This window comes from Rhizobium sp. BK313 (genome assembly GCF_014193655.1).
Classification (GTDB): domain Bacteria; phylum Pseudomonadota; class Alphaproteobacteria; order Rhizobiales; family Rhizobiaceae; genus Rhizobium.
The window spans coordinates 1,282,323-1,305,699 of sequence record NZ_JACHZQ010000001.1 but is presented as its reverse complement, the minus strand read 5'-3'; the positions used below and the strand labels follow the sequence as shown (position 1 = coordinate 1,305,699).

At 59.0% G+C, this 23,377-nt stretch carries 23 protein-coding genes; 7 read left to right on the top strand and 16 right to left on the bottom strand.

Going from position 1 to position 23,377, the window contains the following annotated elements; translation table 11 throughout:
- Positions 1-14: 14 nt before the first annotated feature.
- On the top strand, positions 15-248 hold the full coding sequence (locus tag FHT86_RS06135; protein ID WP_004108912.1) for a BolA family protein: 234 nt from the start codon (positions 15-17) through the stop codon (positions 246-248).
- On the opposite strand, the gene FHT86_RS06130 is transcribed toward FHT86_RS06135, so the two are convergent.
- A complete protein-coding gene (locus FHT86_RS06130; RefSeq protein ID WP_133705985.1) occupies positions 234-1,439 on the bottom strand; it encodes a hypothetical protein in 1,206 nt (401 codons plus the stop codon). The genes FHT86_RS06135 and FHT86_RS06130 overlap by 15 nt on opposite strands.
- Before the next feature lie 139 nt (positions 1,440-1,578).
- The gene (locus FHT86_RS06125; protein ID WP_133705984.1) at positions 1,579-1,878 is read right to left on the bottom strand and encodes a hypothetical protein; all 300 of its coding nucleotides are present in this window, start codon (positions 1,876-1,878) and stop codon (positions 1,579-1,581) included.
- 376 nt (positions 1,879-2,254) lie between these two features.
- Between FHT86_RS06125 and grxD the strand changes: the two genes are divergently transcribed.
- From grxD to FHT86_RS06110, 3 genes are all read left to right on the top strand, one after another.
- The gene (gene grxD, locus FHT86_RS06120; RefSeq protein ID WP_133705983.1) at positions 2,255-2,590 is read left to right on the top strand and encodes a Grx4 family monothiol glutaredoxin; all 336 of its coding nucleotides are present in this window, start codon (positions 2,255-2,257) and stop codon (positions 2,588-2,590) included.
- Positions 2,591-2,729: 139 nt separating this feature from the next.
- A complete protein-coding gene (locus FHT86_RS06115; protein ID WP_133707091.1) occupies positions 2,730-3,962 on the top strand; it encodes a multidrug effflux MFS transporter in 1,233 nt (410 codons plus the stop codon).
- 13 nt (positions 3,963-3,975) lie between these two features.
- On the top strand, positions 3,976-5,256 hold the full coding sequence (locus FHT86_RS06110; protein WP_133705982.1) for a multidrug effflux MFS transporter: 1,281 nt from the start codon (positions 3,976-3,978) through the stop codon (positions 5,254-5,256).
- A 23-nt stretch (positions 5,257-5,279) separates the two neighbouring features.
- Here the strand turns inward: FHT86_RS06110 and FHT86_RS06105 are convergent, their stop codons facing one another.
- The 12 genes from FHT86_RS06105 to FHT86_RS06050 form a co-directional block, all read right to left on the bottom strand.
- Positions 5,280-6,200 carry an adenylate/guanylate cyclase domain-containing protein gene (locus tag FHT86_RS06105; protein WP_133705981.1) on the bottom strand — a complete coding sequence of 307 codons (921 nt, stop codon included), beginning with the start codon at positions 6,198-6,200 and terminating at the stop codon, positions 5,280-5,282.
- A 144-nt stretch (positions 6,201-6,344) separates the two neighbouring features.
- Positions 6,345-7,169, bottom strand: a complete 825-nt coding sequence (locus FHT86_RS06100; RefSeq protein WP_133705980.1) for an inositol monophosphatase family protein — start codon at positions 7,167-7,169, stop codon at positions 6,345-6,347.
- Between the two features lie 17 nt (positions 7,170-7,186).
- A complete protein-coding gene (locus FHT86_RS06095) occupies positions 7,187-8,014 on the bottom strand; it encodes an inositol monophosphatase family protein (protein ID WP_133705979.1) in 828 nt (275 codons plus the stop codon).
- A gap of 70 nt (positions 8,015-8,084) precedes the next feature.
- Positions 8,085-8,975, bottom strand: a complete 891-nt coding sequence (gene ttcA / locus FHT86_RS06090; protein WP_133705978.1) for a tRNA 2-thiocytidine(32) synthetase TtcA — start codon at positions 8,973-8,975, stop codon at positions 8,085-8,087.
- Between the two features lie 60 nt (positions 8,976-9,035).
- Positions 9,036-9,965 carry a glutaminase gene (locus FHT86_RS06085; RefSeq protein WP_133705977.1) on the bottom strand — a complete coding sequence of 310 codons (930 nt, stop codon included), beginning with the start codon at positions 9,963-9,965 and terminating at the stop codon, positions 9,036-9,038.
- Between the two features lie 72 nt (positions 9,966-10,037).
- Positions 10,038-10,655 (bottom strand): 30S ribosomal protein S4, encoded by a 618-nt coding sequence (gene rpsD, locus FHT86_RS06080; protein ID WP_133705976.1) that lies wholly within the window; start codon positions 10,653-10,655, stop codon positions 10,038-10,040.
- A 236-nt stretch (positions 10,656-10,891) separates the two neighbouring features.
- Positions 10,892-12,409, bottom strand: coding sequence for an ATP-binding protein (locus FHT86_RS06075; RefSeq protein WP_133705975.1), 1,518 nt, complete (start codon positions 12,407-12,409; stop codon positions 10,892-10,894).
- 137 nt (positions 12,410-12,546) lie between these two features.
- A complete protein-coding gene (locus FHT86_RS06070; RefSeq protein ID WP_133705974.1) occupies positions 12,547-13,692 on the bottom strand; it encodes an alpha-hydroxy acid oxidase in 1,146 nt (381 codons plus the stop codon).
- Positions 13,693-13,905: 213 nt separating this feature from the next.
- Positions 13,906-14,370, bottom strand: coding sequence for a GNAT family N-acetyltransferase (locus FHT86_RS06065; RefSeq protein ID WP_133705973.1), 465 nt, complete (start codon positions 14,368-14,370; stop codon positions 13,906-13,908).
- Positions 14,371-14,372: 2 nt separating this feature from the next.
- The gene (gene murI / locus FHT86_RS06060; RefSeq protein ID WP_133705972.1) at positions 14,373-15,173 is read right to left on the bottom strand and encodes a glutamate racemase; all 801 of its coding nucleotides are present in this window, start codon (positions 15,171-15,173) and stop codon (positions 14,373-14,375) included.
- Positions 15,154-15,996 (bottom strand): RNA methyltransferase, encoded by an 843-nt coding sequence (locus FHT86_RS06055; protein WP_133705971.1) that lies wholly within the window; start codon positions 15,994-15,996, stop codon positions 15,154-15,156. The genes murI and FHT86_RS06055 overlap by 20 nt, the downstream gene beginning before the upstream one ends.
- Before the next feature lie 176 nt (positions 15,997-16,172).
- Positions 16,173-16,763 (bottom strand): hypothetical protein, encoded by a 591-nt coding sequence (locus tag FHT86_RS06050; RefSeq protein ID WP_133705970.1) that lies wholly within the window; start codon positions 16,761-16,763, stop codon positions 16,173-16,175.
- Between the two features lie 233 nt (positions 16,764-16,996).
- Between FHT86_RS06050 and FHT86_RS06045 the strand changes: the two genes are divergently transcribed.
- The 3 genes from FHT86_RS06045 to FHT86_RS06035 all read left to right on the top strand — a co-directional run bounded on the left by FHT86_RS06045 (position 16,997) and on the right by FHT86_RS06035 (position 19,465).
- Entirely contained in the window at positions 16,997-18,211 is a 1,215-nt protein-coding gene (locus FHT86_RS06045) for an NADP-dependent isocitrate dehydrogenase (protein WP_133705969.1), read from the top strand.
- An 88-nt stretch (positions 18,212-18,299) separates the two neighbouring features.
- Positions 18,300-18,746 (top strand): GNAT family N-acetyltransferase, encoded by a 447-nt coding sequence (locus FHT86_RS06040; protein ID WP_133705968.1) that lies wholly within the window; start codon positions 18,300-18,302, stop codon positions 18,744-18,746.
- Between the two features lie 92 nt (positions 18,747-18,838).
- Positions 18,839-19,465 carry a glutathione S-transferase family protein gene (locus tag FHT86_RS06035; RefSeq protein WP_133705967.1) on the top strand — a complete coding sequence of 209 codons (627 nt, stop codon included), beginning with the start codon at positions 18,839-18,841 and terminating at the stop codon, positions 19,463-19,465.
- Positions 19,466-19,510: 45 nt separating this feature from the next.
- Here FHT86_RS06035 and FHT86_RS06030 read toward each other — a convergent pair whose 3' ends face one another.
- Both FHT86_RS06030 and alaS read right to left on the bottom strand, forming a co-directional pair.
- Positions 19,511-20,362, bottom strand: coding sequence for a GyrI-like domain-containing protein (locus FHT86_RS06030; RefSeq protein WP_133705966.1), 852 nt, complete (start codon positions 20,360-20,362; stop codon positions 19,511-19,513).
- Positions 20,363-20,502: 140 nt separating this feature from the next.
- Entirely contained in the window at positions 20,503-23,163 is a 2,661-nt protein-coding gene (alaS, locus tag FHT86_RS06025) for an alanine--tRNA ligase (protein ID WP_133705965.1), read from the bottom strand.
- Between the last annotated feature and the right edge of the window lie 214 nt (positions 23,164-23,377).

Genomic DNA, 23,377 nt, shown 5'->3' with positions numbered 1-23,377 from the left:
GAGGTAAATCACTGATGCCAATGAATCCCGGCGATATTGAAGACATGATCAAGGCCGGTATTCCCGGCGCCAAGGTGACGATTCGCGACCTGGCCGGGGATGGCGACCACTATGCGGCCGAAGTCGTGGCCGAAGCCTTCCGCGGCAAGAGCCGCGTACAGCAACACCAAATGGTCTACGACGCGCTGAAGGGGAATATGGGCGGCGTGCTACATGCCCTGGCGCTACAGACCTCAGCGCCCGACTGAGGAAAGACGGGCGTTTTCGTCGTCATTACCGGCGCCGAAAGTCAGGTCCGGCATGTTGGCCTGCGTGAACGTTGCGAAGCTGGAAGCCGGCAGTGGGCTGGCCGTCAAAAGCGTGAAATCGAAGGGAGCTCGGACATCCGGTCCGAGCACATATTGTCGGTGCACGCGCAAAAAATCGCGCTTGATCTTGGCGTAGTGTTGCGACGTCAGCATTTTCTTGAAGCGAACGAATATGATCGTCGGCTGCCGCGTACCCGCGTGTCCGCAGACAGCGGCGACCTTCGTCTTATAGAAATGGATCGCATCGGTCAGGCAGTGGACGTCGAGCCAAAAAATCTCCTGGCAGCGGGCTAGTAGGCCGACACGTGCACGCAGCACATCGGCGGGCCGCATCAATGCGCATTGTAGGATGGCGCTACCGAGCGTCGTGAACACGACGCGCTTGCCTTGGAACAGCTCTGGCTCCCGTTCGAGCAGCAGCCCAATCACATGGGCGGCGACGCTTGAACCCATGCTGTGCGACGAGATGACATATTCGTCGGCTGGCTCGTCGAGCGCTTGGCGAGCGCTGATGGCGCAGGCTTCGACCCATTGCTCGGCGCCGATCTTGTTCAATCCCGCCATTGCGATGGCCATCTCCCAGTCGGCAAAGAGGTGCAGCGTGTGCAAACGCTCGGCCTGCGGGAGGAAGACGTAGATGAAGAAGGCCACCGCCAAGGCAATGCTGCCAATATGGCTCCACGACGGAAGCCCGAAGACAAAGGGCGAAAAGGCGATGGACAGGCTGAGCAACAGCCCGATCAGCATCAGCAGGAACGGAAAGATGAAGAACAGGCCGAATCGCCAGGCATGTCGGAAATAACCCGTGAGGCCGCCGGAGACCGCGACCTTGGCGGCGGCGAGATAGCCTTGTCCCAGCCGCACGGAAAAAGGCCTCCCATTCAGCTTGGCGACCATATCGTTATGGTCGAGGATGTGAATTCGGCTCTGGGTCTGCCAGTCCGTTCCCTTGGCATTTACATCAAAATAGGGTGCCCTACCGAAATTTCGAAGCGTATCAATAGCCACCGAAAAATCCCATACGGCAGCGCTTTGTTTGGCTGATCGCTCGTAACGGGCCCTGTGCGCAGTGGCATCCAATGGTTCAAAGCCGGGGAAGTGAAGGACCACCCTCTTTTCTATGTTATTCATAATGTTCTTATTTTTCCGGTTAGCGGCGTCACATGGACCTAGGACGCTGCCCACATCATGACCTGTCGGCTTTTTCATGGCAGGCTAATGTGAAAGATGTGCGGGAGGCTCCCACGATAGAGTTAAGGAATCTCTGACGTCAACAATCGCGGCCGGCATAGGGTGAAAGTTCGGCACAGGAATCACTCGGCGGATCACTTGTGATCTTATAAACAGGTGCAGACTGAGCTTGTGGCGCCGGCGTGGTCGATGCGCGATAACCGAAGGCGATGCTGAGAATCAAAACAATAACGCTGACCGTGATGGCGCTGTTCAGTATTGATGCTCTGGGGGTACGGACATGCTCGTAATATTCCCGTTCGCCTTCACTCGTCTCGCTAGCGCCGTAAAATTCGCGCTCTTCGCCGACTTGGCCGTCGGAATAGTGATGGTGGCTCATGGTGCCCACTCCCTTAAAATGCATGTTCACAAAGGGACCGGTACCTATCACGCCGCTTTCGCCAGCATGCCCCAAACACTTCCCGCCACCGGGCCAGACAGCCCTGGCGGCACGATACTAAGCGTCCCTTGCTTCTCCGTTATGTGTGTTGTTCAGCTTCCGTGTTGAAGGAGTGATTTCAAAACGCACTGTTCAAAAAAAGTCGCCAATTCCAACGTTGCGCCATCATTCGGAACCAATGTTGCGCGAAAGCCCATTCATGCGATGAAAAACATATCGGGTGCATGATTGCGGCTGGAAATCGAACCATCACCTTGCTATTTAAGGATGAGATTTGAAGCTGCGGACCTTGAACCCGCATGTGAAAGGACGAAATATGAGCGGCATTAACGAATTCATCGACAATGAAGTGAAGAACAACGAAGTCGTTCTTTTCATGAAGGGCACCCCGCAGTTCCCGCAGTGTGGTTTCTCGGGCCAGGTGGTCCAGATCCTCGACTATATCGGCGTCGACTATAAGGGCATCAATGTCCTGGCTGATTCGGAGATTCGCCAGGGCATCAAGGACTATTCCAATTGGCCCACCATCCCCCAGCTCTATGTGAAGGGCGAGTTCATCGGCGGTTGTGACATCGTGCGCGAAATGTTCCAGGCGGGCGAGTTGCAGCAGCACTTCCAGGAACACGGTATCGCCGTTCGCGGCGCCGCCTGACCGGTCACCGGGCTCTTTCGTCCGGTTTCCATAGTCCAATTGATTTGAAAGGCGCTGCTGTCGGGCAGCGCCTTGACATGTTTATGGGAATAAAACCGTGACGACTACATCTCAGGCTATGTCCAGTGGGCAATTGCCCATGGGCAAACGCGAGTTCATCGCACTCGCGGCCTTCCTGATGGCGATCAACTCGCTGGCGATCGACATCATGCTCCCCGCCCTTCAGCAGATCGGCTCCAGTCTCGGCGTCGAAAACGAGAACCATCGGCAATATGTGGTGACCGCTTATCTGATCGGCTTCGGCTTGGCGCAGCTTTTCTACGGTCCCTTGTCGGATCGCTTCGGCCGCCGCATACCCTTGCTGATCGGCATTACCGTCTATGTCATCTCGGCCTTCGGCATTGCATTGATACCCTCCTTTACTGGCTTGCTGGCCTTGCGCTTCATCCAGGGCCTGGGCTCGGCGGCGACTCGCGTCATCACCATTTCCATCGTCCGCGACGTCTTCGGCGGCCGCGCCATGGCGGAAGTGATGTCGCTGATTATGATGGTCTTCATGATCGTACCGGTCATCGCGCCGGGAAGCGGTCAGGTCATCATGCTCGTCAGCACCTGGCACATGATCTTCGTTTTCATCGCCACCATGGCGACCCTCGTAGGTATCTGGATGTATTTCCGCCTGCCGGAGACACTGAAGCCTGAGAACGTCCGCCCCTTCACGGTGAAATCCGTCGCCTCCGGCTTCGCCATTTTCCTGACGAACCGTGTCGCGCTCTGTTACACCATCGCCAGCACCTTCCTGTTCGGAGCGCTGTTCGGCTTCATCAATTCGGCGCAGCAAATCTACAACGGCATTTACGGGCTTGGCGTCTACACACCCCTCGCCTTTGGCGGTGTGGCGCTGTTCATGGCCTTTTCATCCTTCATCAACTCGCAGTTCGTCGGCCGTTTCGGTATGCGGCGGTTATCGCACGCGGCCTTGCTCGGCTTCGTCGTCATCACCTTCTTCTGGCTGATCGTGCAGCTCTACGGACCGGCGCCCATGCCCTTCGCGCTGTTTATGATCTTCTTCGCGCTGGCGATGTTCCAGTTCGGCTGGATCGGCTCCAACTTCAATTCGCTCGCGATGGAGCCGCTCGGCCATATCGCCGGTACGGCTTCGTCCGTGCTCGGCTTCATGAGCACGGTCGGCGGCGCATCGATCGGCGCCGGCATAGGCCAGTTTTACGACGGCACGGCAACGCCGATGGTCGTCGGTTACTTCACTGTTTCGCTGATTGGCGTGGTCTTCGTGCTGATCGCCGAAAAGGGTCGCCTCTTCCGCCCGCAGAATGCGCCTCCGCCATCCGACCCGTCTCTCGCCCTGCACTGATAGGCATATTTGCATGAACCCGCCCCAAACAAAGCCCGCGGAGCAATCCGGCTCCGCCCGCATCGGCCTCGGCATCGTCGAATTCATCGTCATCATCGCACTGATGACGGCGAGCATCTCGATGGGCATCGATAGCATGTTGCCGGCCCTGCCGAACATCGGCCAGTCGTTGGCAGTCGCCAATCCCAATGACACGCAATTGGTCATCGGGGTCTATTTCCTCGGCTTCGGTATCTGCCAACTATTTTTCGGTAGCCTGTCCGACGCCTACGGTCGGCGGAATATCCTGCTCGGCGGCCTCGTCTTCTACACGGTGACGCTGTTCGCAGCCGCTTGGAGCGGCAGCCTCACCGCGCTGCTCGTGTTGCGCTTCATCCAGGGCGTCGGCGCTGCCGCCGTTCGCATCACCACCTTGGCGATCGTGCGCGATTGCTTCGGCGGCCGTGAAATGGCGCGCGTCATGTCCTATGTCACGATCGTTTTCATGATCATGCCGATGGTCGCACCTTCCGTCGGTCAATTGATCGTCGCCCACTCGAACTGGCAATGGATCTTCGTCGCATTGGGCATCGCAAGTGCCGCTCTTTTTCTTATCGCGTTCTTTCGCATGAAGGAAACGTTGCCTGACGATGAGCGCCTGCCACTCTCCGTCAGTTCGGTAATATCCGGTTTTAAGACTGTGCTGACCAACCGTGTCACCTGCGGCTACATGCTCGGCTTGACGCTCTTTACCGGCGTCATTTGCGCCTATGTCGTTTCGGTTCAGCAGGTGTTCGGCGAGGTCTATGGCCTCGGTGAATGGTTCCCGATTGCCTTTGCAGCAACGGCAGCGGGCACCGCCGTTGCGCAGTTCGCCAACGGCTATTTCGTTCGCAGCTTCGGCATGCGGCGCATCTCGCATGTCGCGATGATCATCTTTACCGTTCTCGGTGCTTTCGGCTATGTCGCCGGCACGGCTGGTCTGCCGAGCTTCTTGTTCACCTATGTACTGATCTCAGTGATGCTGATGATGTTTGCAGTCATCACCACCAATTTCATGGCCATCAGCCTGGAACCGATGGGTCGCCTGGCAGGCACGGCAGCCGCCATTACCAGCTCCGTCTCCACCACCGGCGGCGTATTGCTCGGTGGCATCGTCGGCCAGATGTTCGATGGAACCGTTCAGCCGCTGATTGCTGGCTTCACCGTTTTCGGTGCCCTGACGATCGCTGCGACACTGTGGGCGGAAAAGGGCAAGCTCTTCACCCATCCAGGCGACAGCCCGCAGCTCGAGCCCGGCATGGGTCATGTCTGATTGGCCGCCTCTCAGCGCGGCGATTAGATGTCGCCGCGTTGGCGCGTGACCCAGCGGATGCCTGCAAGAACCGCCAGAACTAACAGCGGCCATATCGCCCAGGGCGTTCCGTGCCACGACAGAAGATTGATCCCGATAAAGCCGGCGCCGACCACTGCGAGAGTAGCGAGGCTGCGGTCGACCTGCGTGTTCCTTCGCGCCCAGCGAAGCCCCGCCGCCATGGCGATACCGAGCACAGGCCACACCGCCCAAAACTCGCCGTGCCATGTGAGAATGTTTAGCACCACCAAACCTGCAGCGATCACCGCAAGCACGCCGTAACTCCGCTCACCTAGCGTAGCGGGTTCCGGATTGGCCGTAGTCGGGCCGCGTACTTGTTCGCGAATACTGGGGGGATCTGCCGGAGACCTGGCGGGCTCGCTAGCGCCGATTCTCACTGCATAGCTCGGCACGCCGCCGTCGATGTTCTTGACCTCGAGTTGACCGAGAAAATCGAAGCCGACGGCCACCTTGTTGCGGACCTGATCATAGACCGTATTGGAAATCACGATGCCGCCGGCGACCGCACACGCTTGAAGGCGGGCTGCTATGTTGACGCCGTCGCCATAGATATCGTTGCCCTCGGCGATGACGTCGCCGAGATTGAGACCGATGCGAAAAAGCATCTGCGTGTCGGGGTCGCTGCTGGCATTGTAGCCGGCGAGTTCGTTTTGAACATCAATTGCCGCTCGCAACGCCTCCACAACGCTTGGGAATTCGGCGAATACCCCATCGCCCCAGGTGTTGATCACCCGGCCGCCATGTGCTTCGATCAGCCGCGCCATGGCGTCGCGATATCGCTTCAGCGTTGCGAGCGTGCCTTCCTCGTCTTTCCGCATCAAGCGCGTATAGTCTTGAACATCGGCAGAGAAGATGGTCGTCAACTTGCGGCTTGTTTCGGACATCTATCTTATCCCAGCCGGAAAGCCCTACCAAAGGGCGGTTCAGATCGCGTGAGTGAAGATAACGTTCCGCTCACGACTTTCCAAGTGGGCACACAGGCAGGGACCGTGCCGCAACGTCCGCCTGCCTGGGTCCTCGCCGTTGTCTCAAACGGTGAAAACCTCGCGCCGAAGCAATTCCCATGATGCCTTGTCCGGCGTAATCAAAAGGCCGCCGTCGATGTGATGTGGCAGGTAGTGTGAGCCGTCGAAGCGCCTCGCATAAGCGCCCGCCTCCTCTGAAATCAGAACGCCGGCCAAGTGATCCCAAGGCATCAGCTTGTTGTACATGAGATAGTGAACATGCCCGCCGGCGAAGGTGCGGTATTCATGCGCGGCACAGCGGTAGTTGGTGAGAAAGCGCACCTTGGCGAGATTTCCCATGATTTCGGCGCGTTTCCCGTTCGGCAAGTAGCCGGTAGAAGCCATGCCGACCATTTCTTCCAGCGCAACCGGCGTTGCCACGGAGAGGCGCTGCGCCTCGCCATCTGGCCGCCGGAGCCAGGCCCCGCCGCCCTTTTCCGCGAGCACCCAATCGTCGCCCATCGGATCGAAGATGATGCCGGCCACCGTCTCACCCTTGGAGACCACGGAAGCCATGACGCCGAATGCGGGAACACCGGAGGCGAAATTGAAGGTGCCGTCGACGGGATCGACGATGACGGCGAGCTCCGCCCCCTGCAACTTGTCGAGCAGCGCAGGTTCGGCCGCAACCGATTCCTCCCCGATGAAAACGGCGTCGGGCCAAAGCTGTTTGACCTCCGCCTTGATCATCCGCTCGGCCTGTTCATCTGCTTCGGTCACGAGATCGGTCGCCTCACTTTTGGCGCGAACATCGTCGCTACCAAGCCGGCGGAAGCGCGGCAGGATCTGCGTCTGCGCTGCACGGCGCAAGAGGTCAGCAAGGATCGTAACGTCAACGGACGATGTCATAATGTAGTCCTTTCCTGTCAGGCACCAACGATCTCGCGGCGGATGATCCGCCAGCTCTCTTCATCTGATGCCGAAATGATGCCGCCCGTCGTTTCACCGGGGCGATAAGGCGTGCCGTCAAATTTTGCCGCAAAGCCGCCGGCCTCCTGATGCACGAGCACGCCGGCAAGATGATCCCAGGGCATCAGCTTCGCGTGACCAGTGAAGTGGATCTTGCCCGAGGCGCCTAACCAGTATTCGTAGGCCGAACAGTTCAATGAAAAGGCCATGCGTACCTTCGCCATGTTGGCGCTGATGCGTGAACGATCCGGTTCGTCCATGTGGCCCCAGGATATCGAGCCCACCATCTCTCTCAATGGCACCGCCGAAGCAACCGCGAGACGGCTCACCTGCCCTTCCCGTCGCCGCTGGTAGGTGCCGGCACCGCGCATGGCGGTCACTGTATCGCCGAGCACAGGATCATGGATAATGCCAGCGATGGTCTCGCCCTTGGCGACGACGGCAAGGATTGTTCCGAAAACCGGCAGGCCGGATGCGAAGTTGAGGGTGCCGTCCACAGGATCGATGACAAAAGCTAGATCCGCGTCCGCAAGCGCCGACACGACGGACCTGTCGGCCTCGTAAGCTTCCTCTCCTACTACGAGCGCGCCCGGAAAACGCACTTTCAGCGCAGCCGTGATATGCCTCTCCGCCAATAGATCGGCCTCCGTCACCAGATCGATGGCTGAAGCCTTTTCGGCAACGTCGCCTGCGGCGAGATTGCGAAAGCGCGGCAGGATCTCAAGCGCCCCGGCCTCGGTCACGGTCGTCATCAGATAGTCGAAGTCTGGATCGGAGAGGGTCATCGTTGATCTCAGCAAGGAAGGATTGATCCTCTTATGCCCGATTCGATGAAGTGGATGTGGCAAAACCGATTTAATCCGACGAGCTGAGCTCAGAGCTTTGCGTCATCAGCACTGTAAAATCGAAAAGCTTGGGGTCAAGCAGGTGTGATGGGCTCACATGCGCCAGCGCCCGCAGCATCGTATCCTTGCGGCCGGGCATGCGCCGCTCGATATCGGCCAGCATGTCTTTCATCGCATTGCGCTGCAGACCGTCCTGTGAGCCACAGAGATCGCAGGGAATGATCGGAAACTGCATGGCGGCAGCAAATTTGGCAAGATCGTCTTCGGCGGCATAGGCGAGCGGACGCAAGACCATCAGGTCACCTTCGTCGTTCAGAAGTTTTGCCGGCATCGAAGCCAGCCGGCCGCCGTGGAAGAGATTCATGAAGAAGGTTTCGAGGATGTCCTCGCGATGATGGCCGAGCACCAAAGCATCGCAGCCCTCTTCACGGGCGATGCGATAAAGATTGCCACGACGCAGGCGTGAGCAGAGCGAGCAATAGGTGGCTCCCTCCGGCACTTTTTCTTTCACGATGGAATAGGTGTCGCGATATTCGATGCGGTGCTGGACGCCGATCTTCGTCAGATAGTCCGGCAGTACATGCTTCGGAAAATTCGGCTGGCCCTGGTCGAGATTGCAGGCGATCAGCTCGACCGGCAGCAAACCTCGCCATTTGAGGTCGAGCAGGATCGATAGCAGGCCATAGGAGTCTTTTCCGCCGGATAAGCCGACCAGCCAGCGCTTCTGGCCCTTCAGCATTTGGAAATCTTCGAGCGCCTGACGCACCTGGCGCAGCAGGCGCTTGCGCAGCTTGTTGAAAGAGACCGACCGCGGCGCATCGGCAAACAACGGATGAACACTACCGCCGCCATCTTCGGCTTCGATATCGAATTCGTCCGCTACTGTCGTTGCGATATTCATCTTGTCATCCCTCGGGCTTCGCCACGCTGATAGCAGAAAGCGCGGCGGGAAGACACCATATCAATCGCCGAAGACCGACCATCCGGTACGCGCGGTGAGCATTTCCAGCGCCACCGCGCCGAGCTGTGAATTACCGACCTTGTTCAGCCCCGGCGACCAGACTGCGATCGAGCCAATGCCCGGCGCCACAGCCAGAATGCCACCGCCAACGCCGCTCTTGCCGGGCAAGCCGACATGATAGGCGAAATCGCCGGAACCGTCATAATGGCCACATGTCAGCATCAGCGCATTAATGCGTCGCGCCCGCTTCGGCGAAACGACAGAGTGGCCGGTGATCGGGTTGGTGCCGCGAGCTGCGAGATAAAGCCCCGCCCTGGCCAGTTGCTCGCAACTCATCGACAGAGCGCATTGGTGGAAATAGACGCCGAGTACGTGCTCGACGGGATGATCGAGATTGCCGTATGCACGCATGAAATTGGCGAGTGCAACGTTGCGGAACCCGGTCTGCGTCTCCGAGCGGGCCACCTTGTCGTCAATGGTGATCGATTCGTCGTCGGCGACGTAGCGTACGAAGCGCAACAACTCGCCAATCGCCTCCCGCGGCGCGTGGCCGGAGAGTACGACATCGCTGACAGCGATCGCCCCTGCATTGATGAAGGGATTGCGCGGAATTCCCTCTTCGCGCTCCAGCTGGACAATGGAGTTGAAGGCCGTTCCGGAAGGTTCGCGCCCGACCCGCTTCCATAGGCCTTCACCCACCTTGCCAAGTGCTAAGGTCAGCATGAAGACCTTGGAAATGCTTTGGATGGAAAAGGGAATATCGGCATGGCCGACGCTACGGACATTGCCGTCCACCGTGGCGATCGCCATCCCGAATTGGTTCGGATCGACCTTGGCCAGCTCCGGAATATAGTCGGCCACCTTGCCTTCGCCGAGGCGCGGCGAAAGCTCCGCATGGATGCTGTCGAGAATTGCCTGCAAATCGGTCATCGGGCGCTCCAAAGACAAAAAAGCCGCTCGAAAAGAGCGGCTTTTCCATTCGTGAGAAAGATATCCGCTGAATTAACGCGAATAGAATTCGACGACCAGGTGCGGTTCCATGACGACCGGGTACGGTACGTCGCTAAGGGCAGGAACGCGGGCGAAGGTCGCAACCATCTTGTTGTGATCAGCTTCGATGTAGTCCGGAACGTCGCGCTCAGCGAGGCTGATCGATTCCAGAACGGTTACGAGCTGCTTCGACTTTTCGCGAACTTCGACGACATCGCCGGCCTTGCAACGGTAGGAACCGATGTTGACGCGAACGCCGTTCACCGTGACGTGGCCATGGTTGACGAACTGGCGGGCAGCGAAAACGGTCGGAACGAACTTGGCGCGGTAGACGATCGCGTCGAGGCGCGATTCGAGCAGACCGATCAGGTTTTCCGAGGTATCGCCCTTGCGGCGGTTGGCTTCGTCGAAGGTGGCGCGGAACTGCTTTTCACGCAGGTCGCCATAGTAGCCCTTCAGCTTCTGCTTGGCGCGGAGCTGCACGCCGAAGTCGGAAAGCTTGCCCTTGCGGCGCTGGCCGTGCTGGCCCGGGCCGTATTCGCGGCGGTTAACCGGGGACTTCGGACGGCCCCAGATATTTTCGCCCATACGGCGGTCAATTTTGTACTTGGACGATTCGCGCTTGCTCATCGCATTTCCTTTCAAAGTGTTATGGCGGCTTGTTGCCAAGCCGCGAAGGAAACACGCCCTCCTCTGAACTCCATTTTCGAGTTCTGACAGGTCTCTCACGTTAGCGAACGGACGAAACCACGGGACATGTCAAATGAAACACCGGACATTTCTGCCCGGCGTTGGCGCGGTCTGTAAGGGGTCGTCATGAAAATGTCAACAGTGCCGGGCGCTCTCAAAACAGAATAGGGCGGCTATTATTCCGCCGCCGTCTGTTCCCCGCCATCGGCGTCAAGCGCATTGGCATCGCCCGGCGCCGTCTGGCAGCCCATATCCGGAAACGCAACGATGCGCTTGCCGGAAAAATCGCTGTGGACGACGACGCTGCCCTGTTCCTCGAAATAGCTAAGCAGACGGCGGGCGCGACGGGCGGAATGGGTGCCATAGGCGCGGGCGATGCGGGCGTCGGAAGGGCATGGCTCGCCACAGACGGCCGCCTTGGCAAGCATCAGGAAAACACCTTGCAGATCGTCAGTAACGCTGGAGGACAGGGACAGAGCCGTTGCCCAGGCGTCAGTCGCCATCGTCGCCTCATCTGCGCCGGAGCGCACGATCGCCACGCGACGCCGGAATTCCGGCAGCGACATCGGCGCACCCGGCACACGACGCATACGCAGCCGCACGAGGAATTCCTGATAGAGCACCGAATCCGTGCGGAAGGCCGAGGCCGGGTCATCGAGGATCTCGGAGAGCACGGCACTCACCCGCGCTTCGCGATCTTCGGTCGACAATTCCGGCTGATTGGCCTTCGGTTCAGCCGGCGTCGCACTGGCAGCGGGCGTGGAGCGGGAGAGTTCGGCCAAAATATCCGTCGTCGGACGCGGCGCAGGCGCGGCGCGGCGAACGACTGGCCGTGAGAATTCCTCCGGGTCTGGCGTGAAGATCAGATCCTCGACGTCTTGCGGCGCATCCGGCAGCGGCATGAGCTTGGGGCTGGAGGAGCGCGCCGACGTTTCGACCGTGCCGATGGTGATCGGCAGCGGCCGGCGCGACAGAGCCGGACCTAGCGCGACGAAATTGCCCCGCTTCAGGTCGCGGAACATTTCTGCCTGCCTGCGATCCATGCCGAGAAGGTCGGCGGCGCGGGCCATGTCGATATCAAGAAAAGTGCGGCCCATCAGGAAATTCGAGGCTTCGGCGGCAACGTTCTTCGCGAGTTTGGCCAGGCGCTGCGTTGCAATGACTCCGGCAAGGCCGCGCTTGCGTCCGCGGCACATCAGGTTGGTCATGGCGCCGAGCGACATCTTGCGGGCATCTTCAGAAACATCGCCGCCGACAGACGGGGCAAACATCTGCGCCTCATCAACGACGACAAGCACCGGATACCAATATTCGCGATCGGCATCGAACATGCCGTTGAGGAAGGCGGCAGCGGCGCGCATTTGCTGCTCGATATCGAGCCCTTCTAGCGTCAGTACGCAGGAGACGCGATGCTGGCGGATACGGTTGGCGATACCGGCAAGTTCGGCCTCGGTGCGCTCGCCATCCACCACGACGTGGCCAAATTTGTCCGCCAGCGTGACAAAATCACCCTCGGGATCGATGATGACCTGCTGCACCCACTGCGCCGACTGCTCCAGCAAGCGGCGCAACAGATGCGATTTTCCTGAGCCGGAATTGCCCTGCACAAGAAGACGCGTTGCCAGCAGTTCCTCGATATCGAGTTGGGCGCTGGTCCCGCCGGACGCTGTTCCCATGTCGATGCCGACCTGCAATGCAATACCTCTTTGACAAGACTCAGATGTGGAGACGCCCATCTTTCAGAAACGGGGCGCTCCCGTCTATCAAAGATTTCATCAGCTTTCGCGGACGGAGTTTGAAAACCCACAGGGGAATGCGGCCGACGGCCATTCTACCTGAAACGTAGATTGGCACGCGAAAGCTGGTCGACCGAAGTGCAGCCCATGAGCTTCATCCCGCGTTCGATCTCCGTGCGGAGCAAGCCAAGCGCACGCTCTACACCTGGCTGGCCCGCAGCCGCCAATGGATAGAGATAGAAGCGTCCAACTCCGACGGCCTTGGCGCCCAAGGACAATGCTTTCAGGACATGCGTCCCCCGCTGAATGCCTCCATCCATCATCACATCGATCCGATCTCCGACGGCATCGACGATTTCGGCCAGTTGATCGAACGCCGACCGCGAACCATCCAACTGACGACCGCCGTGGTTCGAGAGCACAATACCCGTGCATCCGATCTCGACGGCCCGCTTGGCATCCTCCACGGACATTATACCCTTGAGGCAGAACTGCCCGTCCCAATGACGCACCATTTCGGCCACATCGTCCCAATTCATCGAGGGGTCGAGCATCTCGGTGAAATACCGGCCAATCGACATGGCGCCGCCGCCCATGTCCACATGTTCTTCCAACTGCGGCAACCTGAAGCCTTCGTGGGTGAGATAATTCAAAGCCCATGCCGGCTTGAGGCCGAATTGAAGCATACCGGCCAGATTGAGCTTGAACGGGATTGAAAAACCGGTGCGCAGGTCGCGTTCACGATTGCCGCCGGTGATGCTGTCCACCGTCAGCATCATCACGTTCACACCAGCGTCCTTCGCTCGCTGCATCATGACCCGGTTTAGGCCACGATCCTTGTGGAAGTAAAACTGATAGACCTGCGGTCCGCTATGTTTCCTGCGGATTTCCTCGAGGCTGACCGTACCCAGCGAAGATACGCCGAACATGGTGCCTAGAGAGGAAGCCGCCGCCGCGACGGCATTTTCGCCCTGGTGATGAAATAGCCGCTGCAAGGCCGTCGGCGAACAATAAAACGGCGTTGCCAGCTTCTGCCCCATGACTGTGACTGACATGTCCACACTGCTGACGCCACGCAGGACGTTGGGAATCAGATCGCAGCTCTCGAAGCTTGCCGTGTTCCGGCGAAGCGTAACCTCATCGTCTGCCGCGCCATCGATATAGTTGAAGATCGGCCCCGGCAGCCGACGTTTGGCGAGAGCCCTGAAGTCGTGGAAATTGTGGCAGTCACTCAGACGCATGGCTTACTTCGCTGTTTTATTTAAGACGATCCGCTAAGATACTAATGTAGAACATTTTTTGTCACAGGAAAATTGTTTGCATTTCGTATCCCGGTCCCGACGCTGTTTCCAGACGGGAAGACTCCAGTCGTGGAAAAGCACAGTGATATTTGCTTCTGAATGAAATGATCGTCAGTAAATGTAGCGCGTATCGATGCGTGCAGCAATCGTATATTACATCCGATGCAGCCGGGCTTCCCATTTGTAGAGCACGTCCGGCTCCTTTTCCTCATTGCCTGCCCCATCCGACTCGTCAACAAGGAAGAAACCGTGCTTCTCGTAAAAGCGGCGCGCCGGCGCGTTTCGTTGAAATGTCCAGAGGGAAAGAACTGGATAGGTCGATTTGGCGACGTCGAGCAATCGACTGCCTATGCCGCGACCCTGGGCCTCGGGCAGAACATAGAGCTGGTCGATCCAATCTTCGAGGAAAGCAATGACGCCGACCAGGCGACCGCCCGCTTCCGCGCCCCAGATCTGACAATCTCTATAAACCACCGCACTCCAGAAGCCGACATCCTCTTCGGGGGTATGAAGTCCGGCAAGCGTTGGCAGCCGCTCGTTGAAAGAAGCGCGATGGATGGCCGCTGCTGCTGGCATGTCCGCGAGATCGAGTTTACGCAACGAAACTTTGTCAGTCATCTTCAAGCCTTGAGCCCAAAACCTTGCATCAGCCGCCGTGTCGGAAAATCCGGCGTGCCGGAGGTGAATACGGCGAAATCAAAATTATCTGGATGCACGGCATCGGCGACCTGCGACACCAAGCTGCGGGCGCGCCGAGCGATTGCTTCCGCAGGATCTAGCCAATCGACCGGCCATGGGGCGAGCCGGCGGAAAATGTTGGCCATGAAGGGATAATGCGTGCAGGCGAGCACGACGATATCGGTTTTGCGTCCTTCCTTCTCGACGAAACACTGATCGATTTCGGAGAGTACGGCATCGTCCGAGACAGTATCGCCGCGAATATAGGCCTCCGCCATGCGCGCCAGATTTTCCGAGCCGACGAGCCGGACATGACATTGCGTCGCGAAGGATTGGATAAGATCGCGTGTATACGCACGTTTGACAGTGCCTGGCGTCGCCAATACCGAAACCAGACCGGAGCGCGTACGCTCCGCTGCCGGTTTGATCGCCGGCACGGTGCCGACGAACGTCATCTGCGGAAAGGCGGCGCGCAGGTCGGCGCCAGCGAGCGTAAACGCTGTATTGCAGGCGATGATGCAGACTTCGGGATCGTGTTCCATGAGCAGCTTGGCGAAGAGGCCGATGATACGCTCTCGCAGAGCCTGCTCCTCCCAGCCGCCATAGGGAAAGCCGGCATCGTCGGCGACATAGATGAAACCGCGCTCCGGCATCAACACCCGCGCCTCGCGCAGCACGGTCAGGCCGCCGATGCCCGAGTCGAAGACCAGAATGGGTTTCAGCTCATTCGCCGTTGCTGTCATCGCGAGTGGTTTCCTTCGGTACGGCAGGGGATCTGGGATGCGAGCCGCTGCCGCGCGGAGATTTTCGCGAGAAGCGGTCGAGAGACGAGATCACACCGCGCAGGACGCTGATTTCCTGTTCCGTGAACGCCCGGCGCGAGAGGACTGCGCGCAGATTGTCGACCATTTTCGGCTTTTTCCCGGCAGGATGGAAATAGTTGCGTGCATCCAATGCCTCCTCCAGTTGGTCGAACAGACCGAAGAGCTGCTCTTTGGTGGAAGGCCTCTGCTCCACCGCCTGGAAGGGCACTCTGGCGAGATCCTCCATGCCGGATTTCATCCACTCATAGGACATCAGCAGCACGGCCTGCGCGATGTTTAGTGAAGCGAAGGCGGGGTTGACCGGAAAGGTTACGATCTCGTCGGCGAGCGCCACTTCTTCATTAGTCAGTCCCCAACGCTCGCGGCCGAAGAGGATGCCGGTGCCCTCGCCGGCCGCAAATTTCGCCCGCAGCGTTTCGGCGGCCGCGACCGGCGAACGTACCGGCTTGTAGCCATCGCGCTCACGCGCTGTCGTCGCATAGACGAAATTGAGGTCGGCGATCGCCTGCTCCAGCGTCTCGTAGACTTTGGTCGCCTCGATGATGTGATCGGCCTTCGAGGCAGTCGCCTGCGCCCTCTCATTCGGCCAGCCGTCGCGCGGATTGACGAGGCGCAGCTCCGCCAGGCCGAAATTCGCCATGGCGCGCGCCACCATGCCGATATTCTCGCCCATCTGCGGTTCGACCAGGATGATGGCCGGCCCTTCGGCCAGAAGTTGACGCTCGCTGTTGGTGCCTGCCATGAACTCAAATCCCCATGCGATAAGCATACCGCGCAAATAAGGGTCGGAATAGCGGCGCGGGCTTCAATCGGCAAGGGCGAAGTCGGCTATCAAATACCGATCTGACAAGCTACTGCGGTGGCCGGCGATGCCCCCACTGTCATACGAGGCAAAACGCCTGCCCAATCATCGCCTGATCACTGCTGCGGCTGGTCCTGCTGCGGCGTCTGATCCGATGGTTGCTGTTGCTGCTGCTTGACGATGTCCTGCATGACCGATTTCAGCGAGTTGGACTGGCCGCCATCATCGACCGTGATGATGTCGTCGATGACGGGCTTGCCGGATTCCTGGATGACTTCGAAACGCACTGTCGTCGTCGCCTGATAGTCTGCGTCCGTGCCCATGCAGGTCGCCTTCTTGAACGTGGCGATCACCTCCGTCGTATCGCCTTTCGGCGCTTGCGGGGCAATGTTCACCTCCTGCAACGGACACGCATCCTGACCACCGACAATGACATCGTAGTCGAAAGGTGAAATGCCGTCTTCGTCGGCAGCCGGAAACTGCGCAGCCGCCTGGTATTTCGCAACAAAGTCCTTGCTGTAGAGGTCCTTCAGCTTGTTGTCGTCGAAAATGTCCTGCCAGTCGCTGTCACCGCCCGCCCAATTGGAAACAGTGGCATCCATCACCACCTTGACCGGCGTCGTCGCGTCCGCTGCAGCGGCCGAGTTGGCGCCGAGCGAGAGCGGAAGGAAAACGGCGAGAAGCGCGGCAGCGGCAATTTTCTGCATGATAAAAATCCGTGATGATCGGCGAAGCATCCGCGCGACATTAGTCGCATCCGTCGCTTTGGCAATGGCCCGATCTTGAAAAGCATGCGTCGCGATGAAGCGGACGTGATCAGCAAAAACGCCGTTTCGACGCCTCTATCGGCTTTGCGTTCGGGACTTGCGGTGCTATAGCCCTCGGAACTTCATATCACTCACAGGGACACCGGTCCCATCAGCTTAAACGAGGCAGAAGCATGAAGAAGATCAAGGTCGCTAACCCCGTTGCCGATCTCGATGGCGACGAAATGACTCGCATCATCTGGCAGCTTATCAAAGAAAAACTGATCTTCCCCTACCTCGATATCGATATCGATTATTACGACCTCTCAGTCGAGAATCGTGATGCGACCAACGACCAGGTCACCGTCGACGCCGCCAACGCCATCAAGAAGTACGGCGTCGGCATCAAGTGCGCCACGATCACGCCGGATGAAGCTCGCGTGAAGGAATTCAACCTCAAGGAAATGTGGAAGAGCCCGAACGGCACGATCCGCAACATCCTCGGCGGCGTCATTTTCCGTGAGCCGATCATCTGCAAGAACGTGCCGCGTCTCGTTCCGGGCTGGACTCAGCCGATCGTCGTCGGCCGCCATGCCTTCGGCGACCAGTATCGCGCCACCGACTTCAAGTTTCCGGGCAAGGGCAAGCTGACCATCAAGTTCGTCGGCGAAGACGGCACGGTCATCGAGAAGGAAGTCTTCAACGCTCCCGGCGCCGGCGTTGCCATGGCCATGTACAACCTTGACGAATCGATCCGCGAATTCGCCCGCGCTTCGATGATGTACGGCCTGATGCGCAAGTGGCCGGTCTATCTCTCGACCAAGAACACCATCCTCAAGGCCTATGACGGCCGCTTCAAGGATATCTTCGAGGAAGTCTATCAGAACGAGTTCAAGGCACAGTTCGATGAAGCTGGTATCACCTATGAGCACCGCCTGATCGACGACATGGTCGCTTCCGCACTGAAGTGGTCCGGCGGCTACGTCTGGGCCTGCAAGAACTACGACGGCGACGTCCAGTCCGATACGGTTGCTCAGGGCTTCGGCTCGCTCGGCCTGATGACCTCGGTTCTGCTGACGCCGGACGGCAAGACGGTCGAAGCCGAAGCCGCTCACGGCACGGTTACCCGTCACTATCGTCAGCACCAGAAAGGCCAGGAAACCTCGACGAACTCGATCGCCTCGATCTTCGCCTGGACCCGCGGCCTCGCCCATCGCGCCAAACTCGACGACAATGCCGAACTTGCCAAGTTCGCCTCGACGCTCGAAACCGTCTGCGTCGATACCGTCGAAGCCGGCTACATGACCAAGGACTTGGCGCTGCTGATCGGTCCCGACCAGCCGTGGCTCTCCACCACTGCCTTCCTCGACAAGATCGACGAAAACCTGAAAAAGGCCATGGTTGCCTAAGCCAAACTTATCTTGCAAAATGTATCGGACGGCGGAACCATATGGTTCCGCCGTTTTCATTTGCGGCTCAAGTTGGAGATTTCCACGGATGACTACCACCGTTCGCGCACTGGTTCAGTCCGACCGCGCCGTCTGGGAGCCGCTATGGGCTGGCTATCAGCGTTTTTATGAAGTGGCGATCCCGCCGGAAACCACGGATCTCACTTGGGTGCGTTTTCATGATCCGGCTGAGCCGATGCATGCGCTTGGCGCGTTCGAAACGGACGGCCGGCTTGTCGGCATCGTGCATGCGGTATTCCACCGTTCCACCTGGCTGCCACAATGGACCTGCTATCTGCAGGATCTCTATGTCGATGGCAGCCAGCGCGGTCTCGGCACGGGTGCAGCATTGATCGAAGCTGTGGCCGACCTCGCTCGGGCGAACGGCGCCGGGCGGCTTTATTGGAACACGCACGAGACCAACGCTACTGCACGCCGGCTCTATGATCGCATCGCCACACGCTCCGGGTTCATCCAGTATCGAAAGGCACTTTGACAGATATTTGATTTTGTGAGCGGAAATCTCGTCATTTTACCGCAGCGGAATTCGAATTAACATCATCCGAAAGAACTCATGAGGAGGCCGATATGACTGAAGAGCTCGTTTTCTACACCAATCCGATGTCTCGCGGACGCATCGCGCGCTGGATGCTCGAGGAGGTCGGTGTCCCCTACCGTACCGAATATCTCGATTTCGGCACCACGATGAAGGCTCTGGACTATCTTTCGGTCAATCCCATGGGCAAGGTGCCTGCAATCCGGCATGGTGATACCATCGTCACCGAATGCGCCGCGATCTGCGCCTACATGGCTGAAACCTTTCCCGAGACTGGTCTCGCGCCGACGGCTGCTGAACGCGGCGACTATTTCCGCTGGATGTTTTTCGCGGCAGGACCGCTGGAGACTGTCGTCACCAATCGGGCGCTCGGCTTCGAAATTCCACCGGAACGCTTGCGTATGGCAGGATGTGGCGGTTTCGGCGATGTCATGGGCACCCTCGAGACGGCCGTTTCAGCCTCGCCCTACATCGCCGGCGACCGATTCACGGCCGCCGACGTCTATGTCGGCTCCCATATAGGCTGGGGCCTCGGTTTTGGAACGATCGAGAAACGTCAAGCTTTCGTCGACTATTGGAGCCGTGTCAGCGACCGCGACGCCTATCGCCGCGCCACGGAACTGGACAATGCGGCAATGCCTCCCCAAACCAATACTTGAGAAGACAATCGATATGGGATGTCATCTCAACAATAGCGTTAGCCTTCATTGCAGAGGCATATAGATTTCCGTCAGCAATTCGGTCGGCGCGACGTCGCGTGGATTGTTGAGATATTCCTCGAACATCACAGTATCGCGTAATTGCCGGCCGGACGCGGGCAACCATTCGGCGTAGAGCCATTGATAGGCCTTGTACATGTCGGCATAGGGTCCCTTGTGCCGTAGCACAGCATAATCGCCGCCATCGATCGTTCGTCGCTCCAGCGGCGCCTCGGCGGCAATATCTTTGCCGGCATTGACGCAGGCATAGGAGCGCAACTTGTCGGTCGCAACGAGATCGGGATCGTCGAGGTAGACACCGATCATCCGCATATCGTGCCTGGCAAGTCCACGGGCGTAGAGCGTACCGAACAGGGTTTCGAAAGCCTGGCCGATCTGCATATAGGAGCCGGTATGGGCAACTCCGATCAGCGGGAGCGAGGGAATGGTGCGAAGCGTAACATCGAACATGACCGTGATCCTTCCTAGGGTGTTGGGTTCGAAGATCGTGTGGCTTCCCTCATTCCGATATCGCCCCGGCGGCATGCCGTAGACGGATTTGAAGATGCGGTTGAACGACTGGAGGTTGGGATAGCCCGACCGCTTTGCAATGTCGCTGACGGTAAAATCGGTGCGGGAGAGATCGCCGGCGGCACGATGAAGCCGCAACCGTTTGACGGTGGCAGCCGCCGTCTCGCCATAGATCGCCCGATAGATCCTGTGCCAGTGATAGCTGGACATGCAGGCGATATCGGCAAGCTTCTCCATGTCGAGTTCTTCATCCAGATGCTCGTGGATATAGGCAGAGACCCGTCGCAGACGGGTTTCATAAAGCGCCCATGCCGTTTCGCCGTTCATGTCAAACCTCATGCAAATCGATCGGCCCAAGAGAACCATAACCCGATTTGACAAATCCTGCGGAGTTTGACGCACAAAATGAAAGCGGCGGAGGCCATCAGCTCCCGCCGCTTCTCGATAATGTAGTAAAAATCGGACGCTTAACCGGCGAGTACGGCAGCAACCGCTTCAATCGCCTCGTCGGCCTTAGCCCCGTCCGGCCCGCCGGCCTGGGCCATATCCGGACGACCACCGCCGCCCTTCCCGCCGAGAGCGGCAGATGCGACGCGGACGAGATCGACGGCACTGAAGCGGCCGGTCAGGTCTTCTGTGACGGCAACGACAGCGCTGGCCTTGCCATCTTCGGAGACGCCAATCAGCGCCACGATGCCGGAGCCGAGGCTGGTCTTGCCATCATCGGCGAGGCCCTTCAGATCCTTCGGATCGACGCCTGAAATAGCTTTGCCGAGGAACTTGACACCATCGATTTCGCGCACGGAATCGGCGGAACCGCCCTGACCGCCGCCCATCGCAAGCTTGCGCTTGGCATCGGCCAGTTCGCGTTCCAGCTTGCGACGCTCATCCATCAGCGCCTCGACGCGCGACACGACATCGCCCGGCTGCACCTTCAGCGTCGAAGCCAGCGTCTTCACGCGCTCGTCCTGCTCGGCTAGATAGTCGCGCGCGGATTCGCCGGTGACCGCTTCGATGCGGCGGACACCCGCGCCGACGGCGCTTTCGCCGAGCACGCGGATAAGCCCGATTTGGCCCGTGGCTGCGACATGGGTGCCGCCGCATAGCTCGACAGAATAGGGTTTGCCGGTCTTGGCGCCGCGCACGCCCTGCCCCATGGACACGACGCGCACCTCATCGCCATACTTTTCGCCGAACAACGCCATCGCGCCTTCGGCAATGGCGTCGTCGACGCTCATCAGGCGGGTGGTGACCGGCGAGTTCTGAAGCACGATCTCGTTCGCCATATCCTCGACGACCTTCAATTCTTCGGCCGTCATCGGCTTCGGATGCGAAACGTCGAAGCGCAGGCGCTCGGGTGCTACCAGCGACCCCTTCTGTGCCACGTGCGTGCCGAGAACTTCACGCAAAGCCTCATGCAAGAGATGGGTAGCAGAGTGGTTGGCGCGCAGGCGCGAGCGTCTGTTGTGATCGACCGTAAGGGCAACCGCGTCGCCGGCCTTGATCGTGCCTTCCGAAACGGTGGCAATGTGCACGAACAGGCCCTCGCCCTTCTTCTGGGTATCGCTGACCGAAATCTTACCGCTGTCGCCCGAGATCACGCCGGTATCGCCCATCTGACCGCCGGATTCGCCGTAGAACGGCGTCTGGTTGACGACGATCTGCACCTTGTCGCCGGCCGAAGCACTGTCGACCGCAACGCCATCCTTGACGATCGCCTGGATCACGCCTTCAGCCGCTTCCGTGTCATAGCCGAGGAATTCGGTGGCGCCGAATTTTTCCTTGAGTTCGAACCAGATGGTCTCGGTTGCCTTGTCGCCGGAGCCGGCCCAATGCGAACGAGCTTCGGCCTTCTGCCGTTCCATCGCATCGGTGAAGCTCGATATGTCGACGCCGATGCCGCGGGCGCGCAGTGCGTCCTGCGTCAGATCGAGCGGGAAGCCATATGTGTCGTAGAGCTTGAACGCGGTTTCGCCGTCGAGGCTGTCGCCCTTGTGAAGCGTCGATGTTGCGTCTGATAGCAGCGACAGACCGCGCTCCAACGTCTTGCGAAAGCGATTTTCTTCCAGTTTCAGCGTTTCTGATATCAGCGCCTCGGCGCGTACCAGTTCTGGATAGGCACGGCCCATCTGCTGCACCAGCGTCGGCAGGAGCTTCCAGACCAGCGGTTCCTTGGCGCCGAGCAACTGCGCATGGCGCATGGCGCGGCGCATGATGCGGCGAAGTACATAGCCGCGGCCTTCGTTCGACGGGAGAACGCCATCGGCGATCAGGAAGGCGGAGGAACGCAGATGGTCGGCGATGACGCGATGGCTGGCGCGATGTTCGCCCTCGGCCTTCACGCCGGTTGCCTCTTCCGACGCCTCGATCAGCGCGCGGAAAAGATCGATATCATAGTTGTCATGCTTGCCCTGCAGCACGGCGGCAACACGTTCGAGGCCCATGCCCGTGTCGATCGACGGACGCGGCAGGTCGACCCGCTCTTCCCTGGTGATCTGCTCGAACTGCATGAAGACAAGATTCCAGATCTCGATGAAGCGATCGCCATCCTCTTCCGGCGAGCCGGGAGGGCCGCCCCAGATGTGGTCGCCATGATCATAGAAGATTTCCGAGCAAGGGCCGCAGGGACCGGTATCGCCCATCGCCCAGAAATTGTCGCTCGTGGCGATGCGGATAATCTTGTCGTCCGAGAGGCCGGCAATCTTCTTCCAGAGATCATAGGCGGCATCGTCGGTATGGTAGACGGTGACCAGCAGGCGCTTGGCGTCGAGGCCGAATTCCTTGGTAATCAGGTTCCAGGCAAGCTCGATGGCGCGCTCCTTGAAATAGTCGCCGAACGAGAAATTGCCGAGCATTTCGAAGAAGGTGTGGTGACGGGCAGTGTAACCGACATTGTCGAGGTCGTTGTGCTTGCCACCGGCGCGCACGCATTTCTGTGCCGTCGATGCAGTCTTGTAAGAGCGCTGCTCCAGGCCCGTGAAGACGTTCTTGAACTGCACCATGCCGGCATTGGTGAACATCAGCGTCGGGTCATTACGCGGCACAAGCGGGCTCGACGGCACGATCTCGTGGCCGTTTTTCTTAAAATAGTCGAGAAAGGTCGACCGGATTTCATTCACACCGCTCATATTGCGCCCTTCAGTCCCTGCCTCGAGCGAGATTTCATCTCGCTCATGTTCCTTCGTTTAGCATGATCTTGTCCAAAAACCGCTTCGCTCTTTTTGGGATCACGCGCTGGCAAAATTTAATAAATCCAGTGGCTTTTATCGTTCGCTCCCGGCCCTGTCCAGCCGCACAAACAAAACCGGCCGTACATCCCTGGGACAATACGGCCGGTTTTGA